The organism is Pseudaquabacterium inlustre (assembly GCF_038066595.1).
Taxonomy (GTDB): Bacteria; Pseudomonadota; Gammaproteobacteria; order Burkholderiales; family Burkholderiaceae_C; genus Pseudaquabacterium; species Pseudaquabacterium inlustre.
Genome location: NZ_JBBUTH010000012.1, coordinates 1 through 22288 on the forward strand (window position 1 = coordinate 1; position 22288 = coordinate 22288).

20 protein-coding genes are annotated in these 22288 nt (G+C 70.3%); 3 read left to right on the plus strand and 17 right to left on the minus strand.

The genetic code is table 11. The features are described 5' to 3' along the window. Window positions 1–93: 93 nt before the first annotated feature. The 8 genes from AACH10_RS25105 to AACH10_RS25140 form a co-directional block, all read right to left on the minus strand. Window positions 94–627, minus strand: a complete 534-nt coding sequence (locus AACH10_RS25105; protein ID WP_341413305.1) for a hypothetical protein — start codon at window positions 625–627, stop codon at window positions 94–96. A 406-nt stretch (window positions 628–1033) separates the two neighbouring features. Further along, entirely contained in the window at window positions 1034–2056 is a 1023-nt protein-coding gene (locus tag AACH10_RS25110; RefSeq protein WP_341413306.1) for a Bug family tripartite tricarboxylate transporter substrate binding protein, read from the minus strand. Between the two features lie 8 nt (window positions 2057–2064). Continuing rightward, complete coding sequence (locus tag AACH10_RS25115; RefSeq protein WP_341413307.1) at window positions 2065–2484, minus strand: RidA family protein; 420 nt, start codon at window positions 2482–2484, stop codon at window positions 2065–2067. Beyond that, window positions 2481–4022, minus strand: a complete 1542-nt coding sequence (locus tag AACH10_RS25120; protein ID WP_341413308.1) for an indolepyruvate oxidoreductase subunit beta family protein — start codon at window positions 4020–4022, stop codon at window positions 2481–2483. Before AACH10_RS25120 ends, AACH10_RS25115 begins: the two co-directional genes overlap by 4 nt. After that, a complete protein-coding gene (locus tag AACH10_RS25125; protein ID WP_341413309.1) occupies window positions 4019–6238 on the minus strand; it encodes a thiamine pyrophosphate-dependent enzyme in 2220 nt (739 codons plus the stop codon). The genes AACH10_RS25120 and AACH10_RS25125 overlap by 4 nt, the downstream gene beginning before the upstream one ends. A gap of 21 nt (window positions 6239–6259) precedes the next feature. After that, entirely contained in the window at window positions 6260–7042 is a 783-nt protein-coding gene (locus AACH10_RS25130; RefSeq protein WP_341413310.1) for a cyclase family protein, read from the minus strand. A gap of 56 nt (window positions 7043–7098) precedes the next feature. Continuing rightward, complete coding sequence (locus tag AACH10_RS25135) at window positions 7099–8697, minus strand: phytoene desaturase family protein (RefSeq protein ID WP_341413311.1); 1599 nt, start codon at window positions 8695–8697, stop codon at window positions 7099–7101. Window positions 8698–8793: 96 nt separating this feature from the next. Continuing rightward, window positions 8794–9789, minus strand: a complete 996-nt coding sequence (locus AACH10_RS25140; RefSeq protein WP_341413312.1) for an AraC family transcriptional regulator — start codon at window positions 9787–9789, stop codon at window positions 8794–8796. Window positions 9790–10025: 236 nt separating this feature from the next. On the opposite strand from AACH10_RS25140, the gene AACH10_RS25145 reads away from it, so the two are divergent. Then, complete coding sequence (locus AACH10_RS25145) at window positions 10026–10451, plus strand: acyl-CoA thioesterase (RefSeq protein ID WP_341413313.1); 426 nt, start codon at window positions 10026–10028, stop codon at window positions 10449–10451. Window positions 10452–10470: 19 nt separating this feature from the next. Here the strand turns inward: AACH10_RS25145 and AACH10_RS25150 are convergent, their stop codons facing one another. From AACH10_RS25150 to AACH10_RS25190, 9 genes are all read right to left on the minus strand, one after another. Beyond that, a complete protein-coding gene (locus AACH10_RS25150) occupies window positions 10471–10875 on the minus strand; it encodes a RidA family protein (protein WP_341413314.1) in 405 nt (134 codons plus the stop codon). Between the two features lie 18 nt (window positions 10876–10893). Continuing rightward, window positions 10894–12549: an AMP-binding protein gene (locus AACH10_RS25155; protein WP_341413315.1), complete on the minus strand. Its 1656-nt coding sequence runs from the start codon at window positions 12547–12549 to the stop codon at window positions 10894–10896. A 36-nt stretch (window positions 12550–12585) separates the two neighbouring features. After that, a complete protein-coding gene (locus tag AACH10_RS25160) occupies window positions 12586–13743 on the minus strand; it encodes an acyl-CoA dehydrogenase family protein (RefSeq protein ID WP_341413316.1) in 1158 nt (385 codons plus the stop codon). Window positions 13744–13763: 20 nt separating this feature from the next. After that, the gene (locus AACH10_RS25165) at window positions 13764–14618 is read right to left on the minus strand and encodes an enoyl-CoA hydratase family protein (protein WP_341413317.1); all 855 of its coding nucleotides are present in this window, start codon (window positions 14616–14618) and stop codon (window positions 13764–13766) included. Further along, window positions 14618–15241 (minus strand): MarR family winged helix-turn-helix transcriptional regulator, encoded by a 624-nt coding sequence (locus AACH10_RS25170; protein WP_341413318.1) that lies wholly within the window; start codon window positions 15239–15241, stop codon window positions 14618–14620. Before AACH10_RS25170 ends, AACH10_RS25165 begins: the two co-directional genes overlap by 1 nt. Further along, on the minus strand, window positions 15241–16035 hold the full coding sequence (locus AACH10_RS25175; RefSeq protein ID WP_341413319.1) for an SDR family NAD(P)-dependent oxidoreductase: 795 nt from the start codon (window positions 16033–16035) through the stop codon (window positions 15241–15243). Before AACH10_RS25175 ends, AACH10_RS25170 begins: the two co-directional genes overlap by 1 nt. Before the next feature lie 10 nt (window positions 16036–16045). Then, window positions 16046–18388, minus strand: a complete 2343-nt coding sequence (locus AACH10_RS25180) for a bifunctional salicylyl-CoA 5-hydroxylase/oxidoreductase (protein ID WP_341413320.1) — start codon at window positions 18386–18388, stop codon at window positions 16046–16048. Window positions 18389–18532: 144 nt separating this feature from the next. Next, on the minus strand, window positions 18533–19855 hold the full coding sequence (locus AACH10_RS25185; RefSeq protein ID WP_341413321.1) for a Y-family DNA polymerase: 1323 nt from the start codon (window positions 19853–19855) through the stop codon (window positions 18533–18535). Window positions 19856–19876: 21 nt separating this feature from the next. Then, window positions 19877–20299 (minus strand): LexA family protein, encoded by a 423-nt coding sequence (locus AACH10_RS25190; protein ID WP_341413322.1) that lies wholly within the window; start codon window positions 20297–20299, stop codon window positions 19877–19879. Window positions 20300–20490: 191 nt separating this feature from the next. Between AACH10_RS25190 and AACH10_RS25195 the strand changes: the two genes are divergently transcribed. Then, on the plus strand, window positions 20491–20682 hold the full coding sequence (locus tag AACH10_RS25195; RefSeq protein WP_341413323.1) for a hypothetical protein: 192 nt from the start codon (window positions 20491–20493) through the stop codon (window positions 20680–20682). Between the two features lie 42 nt (window positions 20683–20724). Further along, a complete protein-coding gene (locus AACH10_RS25200; RefSeq protein ID WP_423228666.1) occupies window positions 20725–21726 on the plus strand; it encodes a tripartite tricarboxylate transporter substrate binding protein in 1002 nt (333 codons plus the stop codon). The last annotated feature ends 562 nt before the right edge of the window (window positions 21727–22288 follow it).

The following is a 22288-nucleotide window of genomic DNA, read 5'->3' on the forward strand; positions in this document are numbered from 1 at the left end:
GGCCGATGAGGCATTCAGGGGGCGCCTCTGGCGGCCTGGCAGGGGCCCCGATGCAGTGAGGAAATCGGCCCAGGGCCAATTCAGCAACCCGCCTCACACACAGAAATTCGGACACCCCCTTGTGAATACAACACGGGATCTCGACTCGAGGTTCGCGCGCCCTGCGAAGAGGGCCTCCATAAATGCTGTGTGATGCGCAACATCGACGATAGGCTGCTGTAACGTACCTACTTCCTCTGGAACCCCAGCCGCAGCCGCTCGATAACCATAGCGGATTGTCTCAGCGATGCGACGAATGATCTCTGCATGCAATTCCTTCAGCTGGTCAACGCTGTACGCGTTAGCGCCAACAGTCGCCTGCCTGCTGCTGTTACGGGTGGCAATCGAGATCAGATCCGAAAGGTGGCTGAGCACATGCTCAATGTGCGCGCTGGCAGGAAGCTCTCCTCGGATTGAGGCTAGTGGGGCATCGTGAGGAGCGGCAACAAGGCTACAAACTCTAGTTGTCAATTGCAGCATCAGCGGAATCTTCGAGTCGTAGCTCGCGCCAGCGCCCAAGAGCCATACTTGCATCCCCGCTTCTAACAGCTTCAACAGTTCCTCAAGCGCTTCATCAAAGTCCTTCACGTCTTTCCTCCTAGTTCATTTGCAGCCGCCGGACATCCAGCTCAGATTTTTGAAATGTCCTCGCCTATCCGACATCAAGCACGGCATGGTACGTCGCCATGCGAGCCTAGGAGTAGCCCGCTACCGCGCACGAATAATGTCGCACCCCCCGCCAGCGGCAGGAATGAAGCACTATGCCAAGCCGATTCGGTTGCTCGAGGCTCCGTGGTTCCAAATGTCCATCGTTGGACTGACGATTCGGGACATGCCGAACGGCTGCATGGGCCTAGTACCGAGGGTGGTCGCCGGTAGTGCGCAAGGCCGCGACCGTTGCGGAGCGCAGGTCGCTACTTGGACGTTCGGTCTGACTACTCAGGTGAAACCGTTCAGCACCCAGCGCATCCACAGATGCGCCCGGCCCGCCGAGCTAATCCACCTGAATCCCCCGCGCCCTCACGATCCCCCCAAACACCTTCACCTCACCCGCCACCATCGCCTTGAAGGCCTCGGGGCTCAGCGGCACAGCGTCGGCGCCCAGTTCGGCAAAGCGGGCCTTGATGGGCTCGGTGGCCAGCAGGCGGTTGATGGCCTGGTTCAGCCGCTGCACATGGGTGCTGGGCATCGCGGCGGGGGCATAAACGCCGAACAGGGTGTCGGCATACACGCCGGGCACGCCGGCTTCGGCCAGCGTGGGGGCGTCGGGGCGGTTGGGGGGGCGCTGGCGGCTGGCCACGGCCAGCAGCTTGAGCTTGCCGGCCTTCACCGCGGGGAACACGGTGCCGGGCACGAAGCCGAAGTCCACCTGGCCGGCTATCAGGTCCTGGATGACCGGGGCAGCGCCGCGGTAGGGGATGTGGGTGGCAAACACGCCGGCGCCCTGCTTGAACAGCTCGCCGGCCAGGTGCGGCGTGGTGCCGCTGCCGGCCGAGCCGTAGCTCAGCTGCCCGGGCCGGGCCTTGGCATAGGCCACCAGCTCGGCCACGGTGCTGGGCGGCAGCGTGGGCCGGGTGGCCAAGAACAGCTGGGTGTTGGCCAGCAGCGCCACGTGCTGCAGATCGCGCTGGGGGTCGAAGCCCAGCCTGGGGAACAGCAGCGGGTTCACCGATTCGGTGGTGGTCACGGTCACCAGCACGGTGTGGCCGTCGCCGCCGTTGCGGATGACCTCGGTGGCGGCCAGGTTGCCGGCGGCGCCGCCGCGGTTGTCGATCAGCAGCGGCTGGCCCAGGGCCTCCTGCAAGGGCGCCTGCAGGTGGCGCATCAGCACATCGGCCAGCCCACCGGGCGGAAAGGCCACCACCACGCGCAGCGGCTTGGCCGGCCAGGGCTGGGCGGGCACCTGGGCGGGTGACTGGGCGCGGGCGGGCTGGGCGGCCAGCGGCAGGGCAGCGCCTGCGGCAGCCAGGCCGAGCAATTGGCGGCGGCTCAGAGCGGGGGGCGTGGGCTGGGTCATGGGCTTCCTCAATGCACGTCCACCACGGCCGTCACGTCGATGGCCACCAGGGCCTCGTCGTGCAGCAGGCCGGCCACGGCCAGCGTGGTCATCGGCGGAAAGGCGTGGCCGATCAGCTCGTTGTAGGCCTGGGCGATGGCGCCCAGCTGGGCATGCCAGGCGGCGGGATCGGTCAGGTACCAGGTCATGCGGGTGATGTGCCGCGGCTCGGCGCCGGCCCGCGCCAGCAGCGCCACGATGTTGTGCAGGGCCTGGCGCACCTGGCCGCTCAAGCTGGGGCTGGCGAAGTGGCCCTGGCTGTCCCAGCCCAGCTGGCCGGCCAGAAAGATGTGGCGGCCGCTGGCCACCATGCCTTCCACATGGCCCATCGGGCGCACCCAGCCGGGGCTGTCGATCACGCGGCCGGCCATGCCGGGCGCTGAGCTCATGCCGCCAGGTCCATGGCCTGCAGGGCCTGGCGCAGCGCCTGGCCTTCGGCATCGCGCAGTGCGGCCTCGCGCAGCTGGGCCAGACGGGCGGCGGCCTGGGGCCGGCCGCTCAGGCGGCGGGCGGCGCCCATCAGCTGGTCAAAGCGGCTGCTGCCGCGGGCGTGGGTGTCGCTGTAGCCCTTGACCAGGCGACGGCAGCGCAGCAGTTCCACGGCCAGCGCGGGGTCGCCGCCGGCCAGGGCCTGCTGCACCTGCTGCAGCCAGGCCTGCAGATGGGCCATCTCCTGCGCATGGCGGCGGCTGCCGCGGCGCCAGCGGCGCAGGCCGGCCACGCCGCGCAGCATCAGGTGGCCGCGCAGGCTGTGGGATTGGATGCGGCGGCCGCGGTCCAGCCGGTCGGCCACGGCCTGGCGCAGCGCGGGGCGGGCGTCCAGCCAGTCGGCCAGTGCGCGGGGCAGGGTGCCCAGGGCTTCTTCCAGCCGGGGGTGGAAGTACTCCTCGCTGCCAAACACCGCGTCGGCGCTGGCGCCCACCTCGGCCCGCAGCCGGGCGCTGCGCTCGGCGCGGGTCTTCAGCGCGGCCACGCGGATCACGTCGTCGTAGCTCATGGCCACGGCCACCCAGCGCGCGGCCTCGATGCTGAGCGCATGGCCGTCTGCGCCGGTGTCGGCCGCGGCCAGCGGGGCCACGCGGTCGAGGTATTCGGCGCCGTAGGCGGTGTCTTGCCAGTCGGTCACGCGGGCCAGGCCTTCGCCCAGCCAGTCCCAGGCGGGGCGGGGAAAGTCGCGCCGGATGCGGTCTAGAAGGTTTTGCAGCGCGGGCGCGGCGGCGCGCTCGGGCAGGGGCCGGGCGGGCTGCTGCATGGCGGCGGCGGGCGCGGGCAGGGTGGGCAGCGCGGCATCGCGTGCGGCCAGTTCGGCGGCGGCGCGCAGGGCGGCCAGGCTGGGTTGTACGCCCACGCCGCTGCGCTGCACCACGGCCTCGAAATCGGCCTGCGCAAAGGGCAGCACGCCGGCCCCGGCCAGCGCGCCAAACAGGCTGGCCGAGATCACGCTGCCATGCTGCACGGCCAGGGCCTGCAGGTCGGCCGCCACCAGGCGGCGGGCGCTGCGCTGCACCAGGGCCAGCACGGCAGCGCTGTCGGCCACGCCGTTGCCGGGCACCATCTTTTCCTGCACGGCATAGGTGCGGTGGCTGCTGGCCACCACCAGGGTGCGCTCGGGCGTGACGAAGCCGCGCTCCACCGCGCGGCCGGCCTCCATCAGCTCGGCGGCCAGCAGCACGTCCACCTGGCCGGGCACGGCCATCTGGGCCAGCACCGGCGTGCGGCCGGGCGTGGGCTCCACCAGCTCGATGTAGTACACGGTGGCGCCGGTGCGCTGGGCCACGCCGGCCACCGAGGTGGATTGCGCCGTCCAGCCGGCGTGCTCGGCCAGGTTCACGATCCAGTCGACCAGCACGCCGCCGCCCTGGCCGCCCAGGGCCAGCACGGCGATGTTGAACTGGCGCGGGGGGCGCTTGTCGGATTGCGGGGTCATCGCAGCGGGGGGGTCTGGGGCAAGGGGTAGAGCGCACGGCGCGCGCGGCTGCGCTGTTCACGCGCCTGTAGCCAGGCCACCACGGCGCCGCTGGTGCGGGCGCGCCAGCGCTCCCAGCGGCTGGGGTGGTGCACGGTGTGGGCCTTGTAGAACGACGGGCACAGCACGGCGGCATCGGCCACCTCGCCGCAGTGGCCGCAGGCCACACAGTGCTCGTCCACATGGGCCACGGGGTCGGGCTTCAGCGCATCGCCGCTGGGCGCCAGCGTCAGGCTGGGGCAGCCCGACACGCGCATGCAGGCATGGTCGCCCGAGCACACGGCGGCATCCACGCCAAAGCGCTCCTTCACCACGCGCTGGCCGGCCTTCAGGGCCTTGGCGCGCTGGGGCTTCTCGCGCCGCTGGCGGTTGAGCATGCATTCGCTCTGCGCAATCACCACCTTGGGGCCGGGCTCGCGGCTGGTGAGCGCCTCGCGCAGCGCGGCGCGCATGGCGGCCACATCGTAGGTGCGGGTGAGGGTGCGCAACCAGGTCACGCCCACGCCGCGCACCGCCTGCTCGATGGGGTGCTGGGTGCTGCGCTGCGGGTTGAGCGCGCGCGATGACGGGATGTCTTGCCCGCCGGTGGCGGCCGAGTAGTTGTTGTCGACGATGACAAACACGTTGTCATGCCGGTTGAACACCGCGTTGGCAATGCCCGACGTGAGCCCGTTGTGCCAGAAGCCGCCATCGCCCATGAAAGCGATGGCCTTCTTGCCCGCGCCCAGCTGCCGCCCGGCCGCAAAGGCCGATGCGCTGCTGGCGCCCAGGCCATAGCCCATGGTGGTGGCGCCCAGGTTGAAGGGCGGCATGATGGAGAACAGGTGGCAGCCGATGTCGGCCGACACATGGTGCGTGCCCAGCTCGCGCTCCACCAGCTTCAGGCTGCTGAAGATGGGCCGCTCGGGGCAGCCCACGCACAGGCCGGGCGGGCGTGGGGGCAGCAGGGACGGGGCGGGCGGCGGGCTGGCCGGTGCAGCCGCCGTGGCGGATGGCGCACGCAGCAGCGGCGTGGGCAGGGCCACCGCCACCGGCGCGGCAAAGGCCGCCGGATGGTGCTGGCGCAGAAAGGCGGCAATGCCGTCGCGCAGCGTGGCCACGGTGTAGTCGCCGCCCATGGGCAGCAAATCCTTGCCGTGCAGCTGGGTGGTGATGCCGTGGCGGCTGAGGATCTGCTGCAGGTTCTGCGCGTGGTAGTCGGGCTGGCCTTCTTCCACCACCAGCACGGCGCGCTTGCCGCGGCAAAAGCGCAGCACCTCGCTGTCCACCAGCGGGTAGGCCACGTTCAGCACATACAGCGGCACGCGGCTGTGGCCGAACAGGTCACCCTGTTCGAGCAGCTGCAGCGCACGCTGCACGTTGTTGTACAGCCCGCCCAGCAAAATGATGCCCAGGTGATCGAGCTCGCCATCGACGAAGTCGTTGAGCTGCTGCTCGGTGATGTGGCGCACCGCGGCGGGCCAGCGCTGCTCGATCTTCTCGCGCTCGTGCAGAAAGGATGCCGGCGGCAGCACGATGCGGTTGACATCGCGCTGCGGGTTCTCCAGCGCGTCCTTCAGCGTGAAGGCGGGGCGGCGGTTCTCACGCGTGATGAAGCTGCCATGCAGGTGGCACGAGCGGATGCGCAGCTGCAGCATCACCGGCGTGTGCGTGGCCTCGCTGAGCGCGAAGCCGTCGTGCACGGCCTGCACGATGTCGGTCAGGTTGGGCTTGGGGTCCAGCAGCCACATCTGCGACTTCATCGCGAAGGCATGGGTGCGCTCCTGCATGATGCTGGAGCCCTCGCCATAGTCCTCGCCCACGATGATCAGCGCGCCGCCGGTCACGCCGCCCGAGGCCAGGTTGGCCAGCGCATCGCTGGCCACGTTGGTGCCCACGGTGCTCTTCCAGGTGACGGCGCCGCGCACGGGGTAGTTGACGGATGCCGACAGCGCCGCGGCGGCCGCCGCCTCGCTGGCCGCGGGCTCGAAGTACACGCCCAGCTCCTGCAGGATGGGCTGGGCATCGGCCAGCACATCCATCAGGTGCGAGATCGGCGAGCCCTGGTAGCCGGTGACATAGCCCACGCCGGCTTCCAGCAGGGCCTTGGTGACGGCCAGGATGCCCTCGCCGCTGAAGGTGCTGCCCGCCGGCACGCGCAGCTGCTCGACCTCGGCGGCAAACGAACGCTCAGCCATGGTGTTGGGCTTGTCCCCGCTTCAACGTTGAACCAAGGCCAGCACGCGCAGCGGCGAGCCCGAGCCGCGCTGGATCTTCAGCGGCGCGGCCACGATCAGCGCGCCGGTGGGCGGCAGCAGGTGCAGGTTGTTCAGGCACTGCAGGCCGTACTTGTTGGCGCCGTGCATCAGCGTGTGGCACGGGTAGGCCACCGGCCAGGCGTAGGACTGGCCGGCATCGGTGTTGATGGTCTCCACGCCAAAGCCGCGCACATCGCGTTCCTGGATCAGCCATTCCACCGCAGCTTGCGTGGGGCCGGGCGTGTGGGCGCCGTCCTCGCGCATGTTCACGAAGGCGGCCGGGTCTTCCAGCCGCTGCGCCCAGCCGGTGCGGAAGAACAGCCAGGCGCCGGCCGGGATGCGGCCATGCTGCGCCTCCCAGGCCTGCAGGTGCGGTACGTCCAGCAGCCAGTCGGGGTTGGCGGTCACTTGGGGCGTGGCGTCCACCACGCAGGCCGGGCCGATGAACTGGGCCGGATCGATGGTGTCCACGCTGTTCTGGGCGTGCTGGCTGCCGGTGACCCAGTGCACCGGCGCGTCGAAGTGGGTGCCGGTGTGCTCGCCGCAGGAGAAATTGTTCCAGTACCAGCCGGGGCCGGCCTCGTCGTACTGCGAGATGCGCTCGCTCTTGAAGGCCCACACCTGGCCGAACTGCGGCGGCAGCTGCAGGGCCGGGAAGTCGGGCGACAGGGTGTGGCTGAGGTCGATCACCTGCAGCGCGCCGCTGGCGATGTCGGCGGCCATCTGGGCCAGGGGGGTGCTCATCGTGAAGGCTCCTGCTTGTGACGGGGTGAAGGAAAGAGAAGGGCGGCGCGGCGGGGCTACATCGCCCCCAGCGCCTGCGCCAGGTGCACGCCCGATCCGCCGCCCAGGCCGGGGCCCGGGTGGGTGGACGCGCCGATGTGCCACAGGCCGGCCACGGGCGTGGCGTGGTTGCGCAGCGCGGGCATCTGGCGCCAGAGGAAGGATTGATCCAGGCTGCAATCGCCGCCATACGGATCGCCGCCCACCAGGTTGATGTTCAGCGCGGGCAGGTCGGCGGGTGACAGCACATGGCGCGCCAGCGTGATGCCGGCCAGCGTGGGCAGATGGCGGCCGATCTGCGCCAGCACGCGGTCGGCATAGGCCTCGCGCAGCGCCGGCGTCCAGCCGCCCTGGGGCGCCAGCGCGGCCACGTCGATCTCACCGGCCGCATCGCCGCGCGGAAAGCGCGGGCACTCGGGCAGCTGCACCCACAGGATGTGCTGGCCGATCGGCGCGCGGCTGGGGTCCAGCGCGGTGGGCTGGGCCACGCAGATGGTGGGCTCGGCGGGCAGCAGGTCGCGCTCGCATTCGTTGACGGCGCGTGACACGGCATCGGGCCCGCCGCTCAGGTGCAGGTAGGCCACCTCGGACAGCGCAGCGTCGGGCCACTGCGGGGCGCTGCCCAGCGCCAGGTGGATCTGCATATTGCCCTTACCATGGCGCCAGCGCCGGGCCTGGGCCTGCACCTCGGGCGGCACATGCTCGGCGCCCAGCAGGCGGCCATAGAGCTGGCCCGGCGTGGTGCTGCACACCACCTGGCCGGCGCGCAGCTCGCGGCCATCGGCCAGGCGCACGCCGCAGGCCTTGCCGCGCTGCACCAGCACCTCGGCCACGTCGGCATGCGTTTCCCAGCGGCCGCCGGCCTGGCTGATCAGGCGCTCGAAGGCGCGCACCAGGTTCACGCTGCCGCCCCGCACCATGGGCATGCCCACGGCCTCGAGCGTGAAGGCCACCACCTGGGCCATCAGCGCCGACAGCGGCGCATCGGGCCCCAGGCCGCAGTGCAGCACCCAGGGCGCCAGCAGCGCGCGTGTGCGCTCGTCGGCAAAGGCCTGCGCCAGCCACGCCCGCGCCGGCACCATGGCCTGGCCGAAGAAGGCGCTGAGCGCCTGCGGGCCCTGCTGCCAGGCGGCGCCGGCCAGGGTCTTGGCCGTGCCCAGGCGCCACAACTCATTGCCCAGCAGCGAGAACAGCAGCGGCGCCTGGCGGCCCACGTCGTCCAGCGCCGTGCTCCAGGCGGCGCCATCAGCCCCCAGCGCGGCCAGGTTGCGCTCGCGCGCGTTCCACAGGATCTGGTGCCGGCCATCGGGCAGCAGCACGCCGGTGGGCGCTGCCGTGTTGCAGTAGACCAGGCCGGCCTCGTGCAGCGCCTTGCCGAGCGTGGCATAGGCCGGGCCCACCATGAAGAGCGGATGCGCGGTGGACAGCGTGTCGTGCGCAAAGCCGGGCAGGGTGAGCGCATCGGTGCGGATGCAGCCGCCCAGGCGGTCGTTGCGCTCCAGCAGCAGCACGCGGCGCCCGGCGCGGGCCAACAGGGCCGCGGCCACCAGGGCGTTGATGCCGCTGCCGACGAAGAGCACATCGACGGATTGCGCGGAGTGGGATGCAGCAGCCATGGGCCACAGCATCGGCGGGCGCGGGCCGCGCCGCTATCCGCTTTGCGCAGCCGGCTGTCCGGATTGCGAGGGCTTTTGGCGTTGGCTTGCGCGGCGTCAGTGGCTGCGCAGGGTTTGGCTGGGCGCCTCGCCAAAGCGCGCCTTGTAGTCGGCGCTGAAGCGGCCCAGGTGGCCGAAGCCCCAGCGCAGCGCGGCGCTGCTGACGCTGGTGTCGCCTTGGCCGGCCAGCAGGTCGGCGCGCACGCCGTCCAGGCGCAGATCGCGCAGGTACTGCATCGGGCTCACGCCGCAATACGCCTGAAAGCCGCTGTGCAGGCTGCGCAGGCTGCAGCCGGCCACCTCGGCCAGCTGGGTGGCGGTGATGGGCTCGTGCGCGTGGGCGCGCAGGTGCTCCTGCACGCGGCGCACATGGCGCGGCAGCACGGCCGTGCGGCGGGGCGCCTCGGGCGGCTGCTGGTTGTGCGGCTGCTCGGCCAGCAGCGTGGCGGCCACCATGTCCTGCAGCTGGGCCATCAGCAGCGGCTGGCGGGTGGGCTCCAGCCCGCTCTCGGCGCAATCCACCAGAAAGCGCAGCACGCATTGCCAGGCGGCGCTGGCCTGCCAGTCGAAGGCCGGGGCGAACTGCAGCGCGCCCTCGGCCGGCCGGCCGCGCCGCGCGGCCAGCACGCGCTCCAGAAAGCTGCGGCCGATGCGCACCATCAGCTGGTCGCAATCGGCGCTCCAGCGCATGCGCAGGGCATCACTGGGGCTCACCACCACGGCCTGGCGCGTGTCGCTGTCCAGCGTGTGGGGGCCGCACTGCACGCGGGCGTGGCCGGCCAGCGGCATCATCACCAGGTAGAAGTCCTGCAGCGGGCCGGGGTCGATGTCGACCGTGCAGCCGTGGCTCAGGCGGCTGATGGCCACCTCGCCCAGCGCCGCGTGGTGCATGCGCGCGGCCACGCGCTGGCCGCCGCCCACGGTGCGCAGCTCATGCGGCTTCATCACGCGGGCGATCATCGAGCGGGTCTCGTGCAGATCGCGTGAGGCGAACAGCTGGCGAGCGGGCGCGCCAAGCATGGCGCGCGAAACGGTGGTGGGAGACAGCAACATCCAGCCCTCCGGATGACGGCACGCCGCAGACATGCAAGGCCGGTGCCACCGGCCCGGGCGGGCCAGCACAATTAATTTAGACCTGAATCAATGGCCTGGCGATCAGGGTTTCGCCGGGCGGGCGCTGGAATGGGTGCGCAGGCTGCCCGCTGCCGGTGCGCGCGCACCACGACCGGGCCGCCGTAGTGCCGGACAAATGCTTTACACCTAAAGCATGATGGGCCATGATGCGCAGCATGTCCGGCACCGTCTTCACACGCCCGCACCGCATCCACTTCTCGGAATGCGACCCGGCGGGCATCGTCTTCTATCCCCAGTACTTCGTGCTGTTCAATGACCTGATGGAGGCCTGGGTCGACAGCCTGCTGCCGGGCAAGGGCGAAGGCTTTGCCGGCCTGATCGGTGTGCGGCGCGTGGGCCTGCCCACGGTGCGGCTGGAGGTCGACTTCAAGGCCGTGAGCCGCATGGGCGACGACGTGACGCTGCGCCTGCAGGTGCAGCGCCTGGGGCGCTCATCCATCACGCTGGGCCTGGCCTGCCTGGGCGCCGATGGCCAGCCGCGCATGCAGGCGCTGCAGACGGTGGTGTGCACCTCGCTGCACACGCACCAGGCCATCGAGGTGCCGGCCGATCTGCGCGCGGCGATCGGCGCGGTGGATTGAGTTCTGCCGGGGCCGGGCCTCAGTCAGGCACCACCGCCGTGACTTCGATCTCCACCAGCGCGCGGTCTTCCATCAGCGCCGTCACCTGCACGGCGGTCATGGCCACGGTGTAGTCGCCGATCAGCTCGCGGTACAGGCGGCCCAGCTCGCGGCCGGCGGCCAGGTAGGCGCGCTTGTCGGTCACGTACCAGGTCATGCGCGTGATGTGGGCGGGCGTGGCGCCGGCCTCGGCCAGCACAGCCACCACATTGGCCAGGGCCTGGCGGGTCTGGCCGATGAAGTCGTCGCTGTGGAACTGCATCTGCGCGTCCCAGCCGATCATGCCGGCCACGAAGACCTGGCGGCCGGTGGCGGCCACGCCGTTGGCATAGCCGCGGGGTGTGGCCCAGCCGGCGGGTTGCAGCGCTTGCTTGGAAGGGGTCATGGCTTCTCGCTCGAAGGTTCAGGCCAGCTGGCGCAACTGAAAGCGCTGCAGCTTGCCGGTGGCGGTGCGCGGCAGATCGGCCACGAAGGCGATGGCGCGCGGGTACTTGTAGGGCGCCACGGTCTGCTTGACGAAGTCTTGCAGCGCGCGGGTCATGGCCTCGTCGGGCGTTTGGCCGGGGTGCAGCACCACCCAGGCCTTGACGATCTGGCCGCGCTCGTCGTCGGGCACGCCGGCCACGCCGCATTCGGCCACGGCGGGATGCTGCAGCAGCGCGGTCTCGACCTCGGGCGCGGCGATGTTGTAGCCGGCCGAGACGATCATGTCGTCGGTGCGCGCTTGGTAGTGGAAGTAGCCGTCGGCATCGCGCCAGTAGGCGTCGCCGGTGTAGTTCCAGCCGTGGCGCACATAGCGGGTTTGCCGCGCATCGGCCAGGTAGCGGCAGCCGGTGGGGCCGATCACGCGCAGCTGGCCCACGGTGCCGTCGGGCACCGGCTGGTCGTGCTCGTCCACCACCTCGGCGCGGTAGCCGGGCACCACCTGGCCGGTGGCGCCGGGCCGGGCATGGGCCGCGTCAGCCGAGATGAAGATGTGCAGCATCTCGGTGGCGCCGATGCCGTCGATCAGCTCGATGCCGGTGGCCTCGCGCCACAGCGCGCGGGTGGCGGCGGGCAGGGCCTCGCCGGCCGACACGCAATGCCGCAGCGTGCTGCCGCGCAGCGCGGCGGCGGGGCTGTGCGCCGCGCTTTGCGGGTGTGACGCCAGCTTGCGGTACGAGGTGGGGGCGGTGAACAGCACGGTGGCGCCGAACTGGCGCACGCCCTCCAGCAACTGCTCGGGGCCGGCCTTTTCCAGCAGCACGGCTTGCGCGCCCACGTGCATGGGGAACAACAGCAGGCCGCCCAGCCCGAAGGTGAAGGCCAGCGGCGGGCTGCCGATGAACACATCGTCGGCCGTGGGGCGCAGCACCTGCTCGGGCCAGCAGCGGCAGGCGGCCAGCACATCGCGGTGGAAGTGCATGGTGGCCTTGGGCACGCCGGTGGTGCCGGAGGTGAAGCCGAGCAGGCAGGTGTCGTCGGCGGCGGTGTCCACGTTGGCGAATGGCGTGCCGTGGCGGGCCATGGCGGGCTCGAGTGCCAGATCAGGTGCCAGCGGGTGCGCCGCATCCTCGCCGTTGAACAGGCGCAGCTGCTTGAGCGTGGGGCAGGCGGCTTGGGCCTGCAGCAGCTCGTCGGCCAGGCGTGCATCGCACAGGGCATGGCTGGCCTGGGAGATCTCGACGATGGCCTGCAGCTCCTTGGCGCGCAGCAGCGGCATGGTGGCCACGGCAATGCCGCCGGCCTTGATCACCGCGAACCAGCAGGCCGCCAGCATCGGCGTGTTGGGGGCGCGCAGCAGCACGCGGTTGCCGGGCACCAGGCCCATGTCGTGCACCAGCACGTGGGCGATGCGGTCGGCGCGGTCCTGAAGTTCGCGGTAGGTCCAGCGCAGGCCAGGGGCCAGGATGCAGGGGCGCTCGCCGCGGCCCTCGGCCACATGGCGGTCGAGCAGCCAGGTGGCGCAGTTCAGCTGTGGCGGGAACTGCAGTCCCGGGCCATCGAACACGAACTGCGGCCACTGCTCGGGCGGCGGCAGCCGGTCTTGCGCAAACGTATCCACATGGGCGCTGGGCATGGTGGTGTCTCCCGGCGGGTTGAGACTGGCGTGGGGTCAGCGCAGCAGGTCGCGGCCGATGATCAGCTGCTGCACCTCGGTGGCGCCTTCGTAGATGCGCAGCGCGCGGATCTCGCGGTACAGGCTTTCCACGGTCTCGCCACTCACCACGCCCTGGCCGCCGAACAGCTGCACGGCCGCGTCGATCACCTGCTGGGCGCCCTCTGTCGACGCCAGCTTGGCCATGGCGGCCTCGCGCGTGACAGTGCGGCCCTGGTCGCGCAGCCAGGCGGCGCGGTAGGTGAGCAGGGCCGCGCTGTCCACCGTGGTGGCCATCTGCGCCAGCTTGGCCTGGGTGAGCTGGAAGTCGCCCAGCACGCCGCCGAACATGGTGCGGCTCTTGGCGCGCTGCAGGCCTTCGGCCAGCGCGCGTCGGGCAAAGCCCAGTGCGGCGCCGGCCACCGAGGTGCGGAACACATCCAGCGTGCGCATCGCGATCTTGAAGCCCTCGCCCGGCGCACCGATGCGCTGGCTGACCGGCACTCGGCAGTTCTCGAAGCGCAGCCGGGCCAGCGGATGCGGCGCGATGACGGAGATGCGCTCGGCGATGTGCAGCCCCGGCGTGTCGGCATCGACGATGAAGGCCGAGATGCCGCGTGCGCCGGGCGCCTCGCCGCTGCGGGCGAACACCACGTAGAAGTCGGCGATGCCGCCGTTGCTGATCCAGGTCTTCTCGCCGTCCAGCACCACGTGGCCGCCGTCCTCGCGGGCGCTGCACTGCATGGCGGCCACATCCGATCCGGCGGTGGGCTCGGACAGCGCGAAGGCCGCCAGCTTCTGGCCGCTGGCCACGGCCGGCAGGTAGCGCGCGCGCTGCGCCTCGGTGCCGGCCAGGCTGATGGCGCCCGAGCCCAGGCCCTGCATCGCGAACGCGAAGTCGGCCAGGCCGTGGTGGTGGGCCAGGGTTTCACGCAGCAGGCAGATGGCGCGGGTGTCGATCACGTCGCGTGTGCCGCCATGCGCGGTGCCGGCCACGGCGTGGCGCAGCCAGCCGCCTTCGCCCAGCTGGCGCACCAGTGCCCGGCACTGCGCGTCCACATCGGTGCTGTGACCGGCATGGGCCAGGTGCTCGGTGCACCAGGCGTCCAGCGCCTGGGCCAGCGCGCGGTGTGGCGCGTCGAAGAAGGGCCAGTCGAGGTGGCTGAGGTCGGCCATGTGGAGCTCCGAAGATGCGCTCAATTGCCCTGGAACACGGGCGTCTGCTTGGCCACGAAGGCCTCGTAGGCGCGGCGGAAGTCACCGGTCAGCATGCACAGGGCCTGGGCCTGGGCCTCGGCCTCGATGGCCTGGTCGATGCCCATGTTCCACTCCTGGTGCAGCATGGTCTTGGTGATGCCGTTGGCGAAGGTGGGGCCGGCCACCAGGCGCGCGGCCAGTGCGGCGGCCTCGGCGGCCAGGGCCTCGGGCTCGACCAGGCGGTTGAAGAAGCCCCAGCGCTCGGCCTCCTCGCCGCCCAGGTTGCGGCCGGTGTACAGCAGCTCGCTGGCACGGCCCTGGCCGATGATGCGCGGCAGCATGGTGCAGGCGCCCATGTCGCAGCCGGCCAGGCCCACGCGGTTGAACAGGAAGGCGGTCTTGCTGCGGGCCGTGCCCAGGCGCAGGTCGGACGACATCGCCAGGATGGCGCCGGCGCCGGCACACACGCCGTCGATCGCGGCCACGATGGGCTGCGGGCAGGCGCGCATGTTCTTCACCAGATCGCCGGTCATGCGCGTGAACATCAGCAGCTCGGGCGCGGCCAGCTGCACCAGCGGGCCGATGATCTCGTGCACATCACCGCCCGAGCAGAAGTTGCCGCCCGCGCCGTTCAGCACCACGGCATGCACATCGGTGGCGTGCTTCAGGCGGCCGAACAGGTCGCGCAGCTCGGCATACGAGTCGAAGGTGAGCGGGTTCTTGCGCTCGGGCCGGTTCAGCGTGACATGGCCGATGCCGGCCTCCACGCGCCAGCCGAAGTGGCGTGCCTCATGGCCGGTGAGCGTGCAGCGGTTGCCGGCGGCCAGGGCGGGGTCGAGATTGGACGTGCTCATCAGGAGGCCTTCTTGCGGGCGGTGGTGGAGGATGACGACGGGGTGGGCGGGTCTTCCGGCGTGTCGGGGTCGGCCGGATCAGTGGCCTGCACCAGGGCCACGCGCAGGCGGCCCAGCAGTTCGTACAGGCCGGTGCGGTGCTCGGGCGCGAAGCCGGCGAACAGCTCGATCAGCCAGCGCTCATGCTCCTTGGCCATCACCAGAAAGTGCGCGCGGCCGGCATCGGTCAGGCGCACGATCTGCGAGCGGCGATCGGCCTCGTTGACCACGCGTTCCACCCAGCCTTCACTCACCAGCTGGTCAGTCAGCCCGGTGACGTTGCCGCCCGTGACCATCAGGTACTTGCTCAGCACGTTCATGCGCAACCCCTCGGGGTGGCGCTCCAGCTGGGCCAGGTAGTCGAAGCGCGGCAGCGTGGTGTCGAAACGCAGGCGCAGGCGGCTGCGGATCTCCTGCTCGATCTGCGTGCTGCAGCTCAGCAGGCGCAGCCACAGCTTCACGGCCTGGTGGTCGGCCGGCACGGCGCGGCCTTCCAGGCCGATCTGGTGGTCTTCCACCAGGCGCAGGCGGCGGTAGTTGGTTGTTTCCGACGTGCTCGTCGTTGTCGTCTTCTTGCTGGGCATCACATCACCTCGCCACCACTGATGGACAGGGATTGTCCGGTGAGCGATGCGGCGGCCGGGCTGCACAGCCAGGCCACGGCATCGGCCACTTCCTGCGGCTGAACCAGGCGCTTTTGCGGGTTGTGCTGGGCCAGGGCGTCGCGCGCCTGGGCTTCGCTGCGGCCGGTTTTGCCGACGATGTTGGCCACGCTGTCGCGCAGCAGGTCGGTCTCGGTGAAGCCGGGGCACACGGCATTCACCGTGATGCCCTGCGTGGCCACCTCCAGCGCCACCGCGCGGGTGAGGCCGATCACGCCATGCTTGGCTGCCGTGTAGGCCGCCACATACGGGTAGCCGCGCTGGCCGGCGGTGCTGGCCACATTGACCACGCGGCCCCAGCCGGCGGCCTGCATGGCCGGCAGCGCGGCGCGCAGGCAATGAAAACTGCCGCTCAGGTTGACCGACAGCATCTGGTGCCACAGCGCATCGCTGGTGCGGCCCAGCGGCGCGCTGGCGGCCTGGCCGGCGTTGTTGACCAGGATGTCGGGCATGGCGCCGGCCTCGGCCATCTGCGCCCAGGCCTGCTGCACTGCGCCGGCATCGGCCACGTCCACCGCCAGGCAGCCGGCCACGGCGTGGTTGGGCAAGGTGGCGGCCAGGGCCTGCAGCGTGGGCAGGTTGCGGCCCAGCAGCCACAGCCGGGCGCCATCGGCGGCCAGGCGTTGTGCGATGGCGGCGCCGATGCCGCGGCCTGCGCCGGTGATCGCGGCGGTGTGGCCTTGCAGCAGGCTGTTGGAAGAGGTGGCTGGGGTCATGCGATGCGCCTCATGCCGATGCCTTGGCCTGTGCGGCTTGCCGTGCAAACCCAGCCTCCAGCTGGCCCTTGGCCGATCGGTACTGTTTCGGCCACGGCTGCGGCGTGTAGCCGATGCGGGCGGCCTCGGTCAGCGTCCAGGCGGGGTTGGCCAGGTGCGGGCGGGCCACGGCGCACAGGTCGGCGCGGCCGGCGGCGATGATGCTGTTGACATGGTCGGCCTCGCTGATCGCGCCCACGGCGATGGTGGCGATGCCGGCCTCCTGCCGCACGCGGTCGGCGAACGGGGTCTGGAACATGCGGCCGTAGACCGGCTTCTCGGCCTTGCTGACCTGGCCCGAGCTGCAGTCGATCAGATCGGCGCCCGCGGCCTTGAAGGCGCGGGCGATCTCCACCGCATCGGCCGGGGTGATGCCGCCTTCCACCCAGTCGTGTGCCGAGATGCGCACGCTCATCGGCCGTTCGGCCGGCCAGGCGGCGCGCACCGCGTTGAACACGCGCAGTGGGTAGCGCAGGCGGTTGGCCAGGCTGCCGCCGTACGCATCGGTGCGCTGGTTGGTGAGCGTCGAGATGAAGCTGGACAGCAGGTAGCCGTGGGCGCAGTGCAGTTCCAGCCAGTCGAAGCCAGCATCCGCCGCGCGCTGCGTGGCGGCCACGAAGTCGGCGAGCACGCGGTCCATGTCGGCTTCGGTCATCGCGCGCGAGACCTGGCTGGTGCCGGGCAGGTACTGCTGCGGCGAGGCGCTGAGCAGCGGCCAGTTCGGCTCGGTGTCGTCATCGGCCAGCGGCTGGTCGATGCCGTCCCAGGCGCGGCGCGTGCTGCCCTTGGCGCCGGCATGGCCCAGCTGCACGGCCATCCTGGCATCGGTGTTGGCATGGACCCAGTCGACGATGCGGGTCCAGGCCGCGCCTTGTTCGTCGGTCCACAAGCCCGGGCAGCCCGGCGTGATGCGGGCATCGGGGCTGGTGCAGGTCATCTCGGCGAACACCATCGCCGCGCCGCCCATGGCGCGCGCGCCCAGGTGCACCAGGTGGTAGTCGCCCGGCACGCCGTCGGTGGCCGAGTACTGGGCCATCGGCGACACCACCACGCGGTTCTTCAGCGTGACCCCGCGCACCGTGTAGGGCGTGAACATCGGCGGCGTGGGCGGCAATGCAGCCGGTTGGGGCAGGCCGGCGCGCTCGGCGAACCAGCGCTCGTAGCCCTGCAGCCAGGCGGCATCGCGCAGGCGCAGGTTCTCGTGGCTGATGCGCTGGCTGCGCGTGAGCATGCTGTACATGAACTGCTCGGGCGGCAGCTGGTCGCAGTAGCGCGTGCCGCAGACCTCGAACCATTCCATCGCGTTCCAGGCCGCGTTCTGCAGGCGCAGCGTCTCGACGCGGCGCAGCTCCTGGTACGCCGCCAGCACGGTGGGGATGTGCTCGGGCGCATCGCCATGCAGCTGGAACTGGCGCGTCAGCTCGATCGCATCCTCGATGGCCAGCTTGGTGCCCGAGCCGATGGCGAAGTGCGCCGTGTGCACCGCATCGCCCATCAGCACCACATGGCTGCCGTGGCGGTTCTGCAACCACCACTGGCCGCAGGTGACGCGCTGGAAGTTCAGCCAGGCCGAGCCGCGCAGGTGGCGCGCATTGGTCATCAGCTTCTCGCCGGCCAGGTTGCCGGCGAACAGCTGCTCGCAGAAGGCAATCGACTGGTCCTGGTCGGCCTTGTCGAGCCCGTGGGCCAGCCACACGTGCTCAGGGCACTCGACGATGAAGGTGCTGGTGTGCTCGTCGAACTTGTAGATGTGGGCCTGGAACCAGCCGTGCTCGGTCTGCTGGAAGTCGAAGGTGAAGGCGTCGTACAGGCGCTTGGTGCCCAGCCAGATGTAGCGGTTGGGGCGGGTGACGATGTCGGGCTGGAAGACATCGGCGTACTTGCTGCGGATGCGCGAGTTGATGCCGTCGCTGGCGATCACCAGGTCGGCGTCGGAGAAGTCCTCGTCGCTGGACACGTCCTGCTCGAACACCAGCTCCACGCCCAGGGCCTCGCAGCGCGCCTGCAGGATGTTGAGCAGCTTCTTGCGGCCGATGCCCACGAAGCCGTGGCCGCCCGAGCGGATGCGCCGGCCCTTGAACAGCAGCTCGATGTCGTCCCAGTGGTTGAAGGCGGCCTGGATCTGGTCGGCGCTGGTGCGGTCCCACAGGCGCATGTTGTCCATGGTGGCGTCGGAGAACACCACGCCCCAGCCGAAGGTGTCGTAGGGCTTGTTGCGCTCGATCACGCGCACCTGATGCGCCGGGTTCAGCTGCTTCATCAGCAGACCGAAGTACAGGCCGGCGGGCCCACCGCCGATGCAGACGATCTTCATGCGCACTCCTAGGCTCAGGGTGCGACCAGTTTAGTCCTAAAGCTTTAGATGTCAATCAAATTGGCGTTCGGGCCGCTGTGGATCAGCGCCAGCCGGCACCGGCAAGGGTCACGATCAGGATAGGGAACCCTGGGCAGAGCGCCGTCATGCACGCGCTGTGGCGATGTCTTCCAGACGCGTGGTGTACCGGGGTGAGCGCCTGAGTTGCCGGCCCGCGTGCTGCTGATGGCGCTGGTGGTGCTGCGCACTCGCCACCGATACGGCGCCCTTGCCGAAGCGCCGGTTCAGCGCGTCGAGCGCATCCATCAGCCGGGGTGACTCGACGCCGTGCGGCGACGTGTCGTGCCCGTCCTGCTGGAACAGGTCCAGCTCGCCCTGCTGCTGGCGCTGCGGCCCCAGGTCCACCAGCATCACGCCCGCCTTGGCGTAGTTGAAGCCGGGACGGTACATCGCCTGCACGGCGCGAACGGCTGTCGCCACGATGACCCGCGTGTCGGCGCTGGGTCGCACCAGGGGCACCGTGGTGCTCGGGCTGTGCTGGCGGTCGTTCTGGCGGAACGGGCTGGTGGTGATGAACACGTGCACCGCGCCGGCCGCGGCCTGTTGCTGGCGCGCCTTCTCGGCCACGCGCGAGGCGAACTGGCTGACGACCTCCACCAGTTCAGGCAGCTCGGTCACCGCCGCCCCGAACGAGCGCGAGCACATCATCTGCTGCTGTGGCGCCGGCTCGTGATCGACGTCCATGCACACCGTGCCGCGCAGCTCCAGCACCGTCTTCTCGAGCACGACGCTGAACTGCTTGCGCAGCGTGGCCACGTCCGCATCCACCAGGTCGAGCACGGTGTGGATGCCGCCCTCGTTGAGCCTGGCCGTCATGCGCCGGCCGACGCCCCAGACGTTGCCCACCCCGGTGGCCTGGAACACCGCGCGCAGCTCATCCACACCCAGCTGGCCCAGGTGGCAGACCTGGGCGAACCGCGCGTCGTACGACCCGGGCTTGCGCTCGGCCGTCTTGGCGATGTGGTTGGCAAGCTTGGCAAGTGTCTTGGTGGGGCCGAAACCCACGCTGGTGGGCAGGCCCGTCCAGCGCAGCACCTTGGACCGCATCTCGCGCCCGATGGCCAGGAGGTCGCCTGGAACGCCTGCGAAGTCGAGGAAGGACTCGTCGATGCTGTAGACCTCTTGTCGCGGCGCGTATTCGCCCACCAGGGACATCATGCGGCTGGACATGTCGCCGTAGAGCTCGAAGTTGGCCGACAAGGCGATCAGGCCGGCCTCGCGCTCGAGATGGCGCACCTGGAACCAGGGCTGCGCCATCTTGACGCCAAGGTCCTTGGCTTCGTTGCTGCGTGCGATGCAGGCGCCGTCGTTGTTCGACAGCACCACCACGGGCCGGCCGATCAGCGAGGGCCTGAAGACCCGCTCGCAGCTGACGTACATGTTGTTGACATCGACCAACGCAAACATCGCCATGCTCCGGCCGGCCGATCAGACCGGCATGGCCTTGATGACCTGCGTGACGACGCCCCAGATCTGGAACGCCTCGCCCTCGCGCGCCAGGATGTCGGCACAAGCGCTTTGCGCGGCCGTCAGGCGGACATCAGCGCCCTGTTGGCTCAGGCGCCGGCAGACGAACTCGTCGCCCACGATGGCGATCACGACATGACCGTTCGACGGCGCGATGGCGCGGTCGATCAGCACCAGATCGCCGCCGTCGATGCCGGCCTCTCGCATCGCGTCGCCGGCGATGCGCATCAGGAACGTGGCCTGCGGGTGGCGCACGAGGATGTCATTGAGGTCCAGGCGCGTGACCCCGGTGTCCCCGGAAGGCGAGCCAAAGCCGATGGCCACGCTGGCGCGGGACGCACCTGCGCTGGCGCCTGGATCCCGGCCGACGCGGGTCACATCCATGATGCTGGCTCGAGACTGTACATAAGCACAGTATAGGAAACTGTGCCAACGGTCGCCAGGGCTTGGCGGCGGCGGTGCTCGCGCATTGCGATGTGCTCAGCCAGTCCGAAGCGGACCTTCCGCGCGGGCGAGCGCGACTTGGCCGAGCCAGTCTCAAAGGCAGCCGCCGCGATCGGTGGTTCGGTGCGCACGTGGTCGACGACCTCGCGTTCTTCAGCAGCTTCGAGTGTCTTTTTGCCCGGGAGGTGGCGGCTGACCGCTTGTGCACCGGGCAAGAGCGGCGCAGCCGATGGATCGTGCTCGACCTGATTGACATGCCAGCGCAGCAGCCATCTGATGGCGGCAATGCCGCGCGGCAGCAGGCCGCCCCCAGGCGACCCTGACGCCTCGCTCAACCCGTTTGCCAACCCCAGCCAATGCGCAACATGCACCGTACCCAGCCCAATCGTCGACGCCTGATTCTTGTGGCTTCAGCGGCGTCTGCTGGCGTGGCCGCCTTGAGCGCCTGGCCGTTGGCCGTGCGGGCGCAGGCGGCCTGGCCGCAGCGAACGGTCAAGCTGGTGGTGCCCTTTCCGCCCGGTGGGCCGGTGGATGCGGTCGCCCGGGTGCTGGCGGCGCGCCTGTCGGAGCTGTGGGGCCAGCAGGTGCTGGTGGACAACCGGCCCGGCGCCGGCGGCCAGGTGGGCGCGGATCTGGCGGCCAAGGCCACCGACGGCCACACCCTTTTCGCGTGCAGCATCCATCACACGGTGCTGCCGTCGTTGAAGGGCAGGCTGCCCTACGACATCCAGAAGGATTTCGTACCGCTGAGCTTCGGCGCGCGCTTCCCGGTGGTGCTGGTGACGCACCCGTCTGTCGAGGCCAAGACGGTGGCCGAGTTGATCGCGCTGGCGAAAAAGCAGCCGGGCAAGCTCAGCTACGCCAGCAGCGGCAACGGCGGTGGCACACACCTGGCCGGTGAGTTGTTCGCCATCCAGAGCGGAACCCAGCTGGTGCATGTGCCCTACAAGGGTTCGGCCCCGGCCATGAGCGATGTGCTGGGCGGCCAGGTGCCGCTGATGTTCAGCGACGCGCCCACCGCATTGCCGCAGTGGAAGGCCGGCAAGGTGCGGGCGCTGGGCGTCGCCAATGCCAAGCCCAGCGTGCTGTTTCCCGGCGTGCCCGCCATCGCCGAATCCGGGCTGCCGGGCTACGAGGCCTACAGCTGGACCGGCTACGTCGCCCCAGCCAGCATGCCGCGCGATGCCGCCTCGCGCGCTGCAGCCGACATCCAGCGCGTGCTGGCCGAGCCGGCCATCGCGCAGCGCCTTCACGATGCCGGCGCCGAGGCCGCACCCAACTCGCCCGAGGCGTTCGGCCGGTTCATTGCTGACGAACTGGCGAAGTGGACGCGGGTGGTCAAGACGGCCAACATCCAGGCTGACTGACGCCGGCCGTGCGTCCGTCGTTGCGGTCATCGGGCTGGCCGATCTTGCGGCCTGGCTCGTAGCGCGCTTCTTCGACCAGCATGGGGTGCTGGGCGCCAAACTCATCTGTGGCTACCTCGTGCGACGGCGGCTTCGCGGCGGGAGCAGTCGCTTGCCCTGGGCGGACCTACGCACGCAGCCGGCCAGAAGCCGCCGGTCGAGGCGCGCTCGGAACTTCGGCCTCGGAGTGCCGATCAAGGGCATCTATCTGGCGACGAACTTCGGCGCAGCTCGTGGCCCGGCCGGCTACAAGTGACCTTGGCGTGCCGCGCCCGAGTACGTGCTCAGAATGGTCGCAGACGTTCGCGCGGGAGAGCTCGATGACCGAGAGAGCCGGCTCCGGTCGTCTGAACACGAGACGGCCTGAGATAAGTGGATTGGCTGCGGTTTGAACTTCTTCAGTCGAGCCTGTCCGAAATTTTGTGTGCGAGGCATAGCATGACCAGCAGGAGCATGTATGCCAAGCAAGACGAGAGCGAAGAACGCGGCGATCGCCGCGAAGTCGGCGGCGCTGCCGAAGATT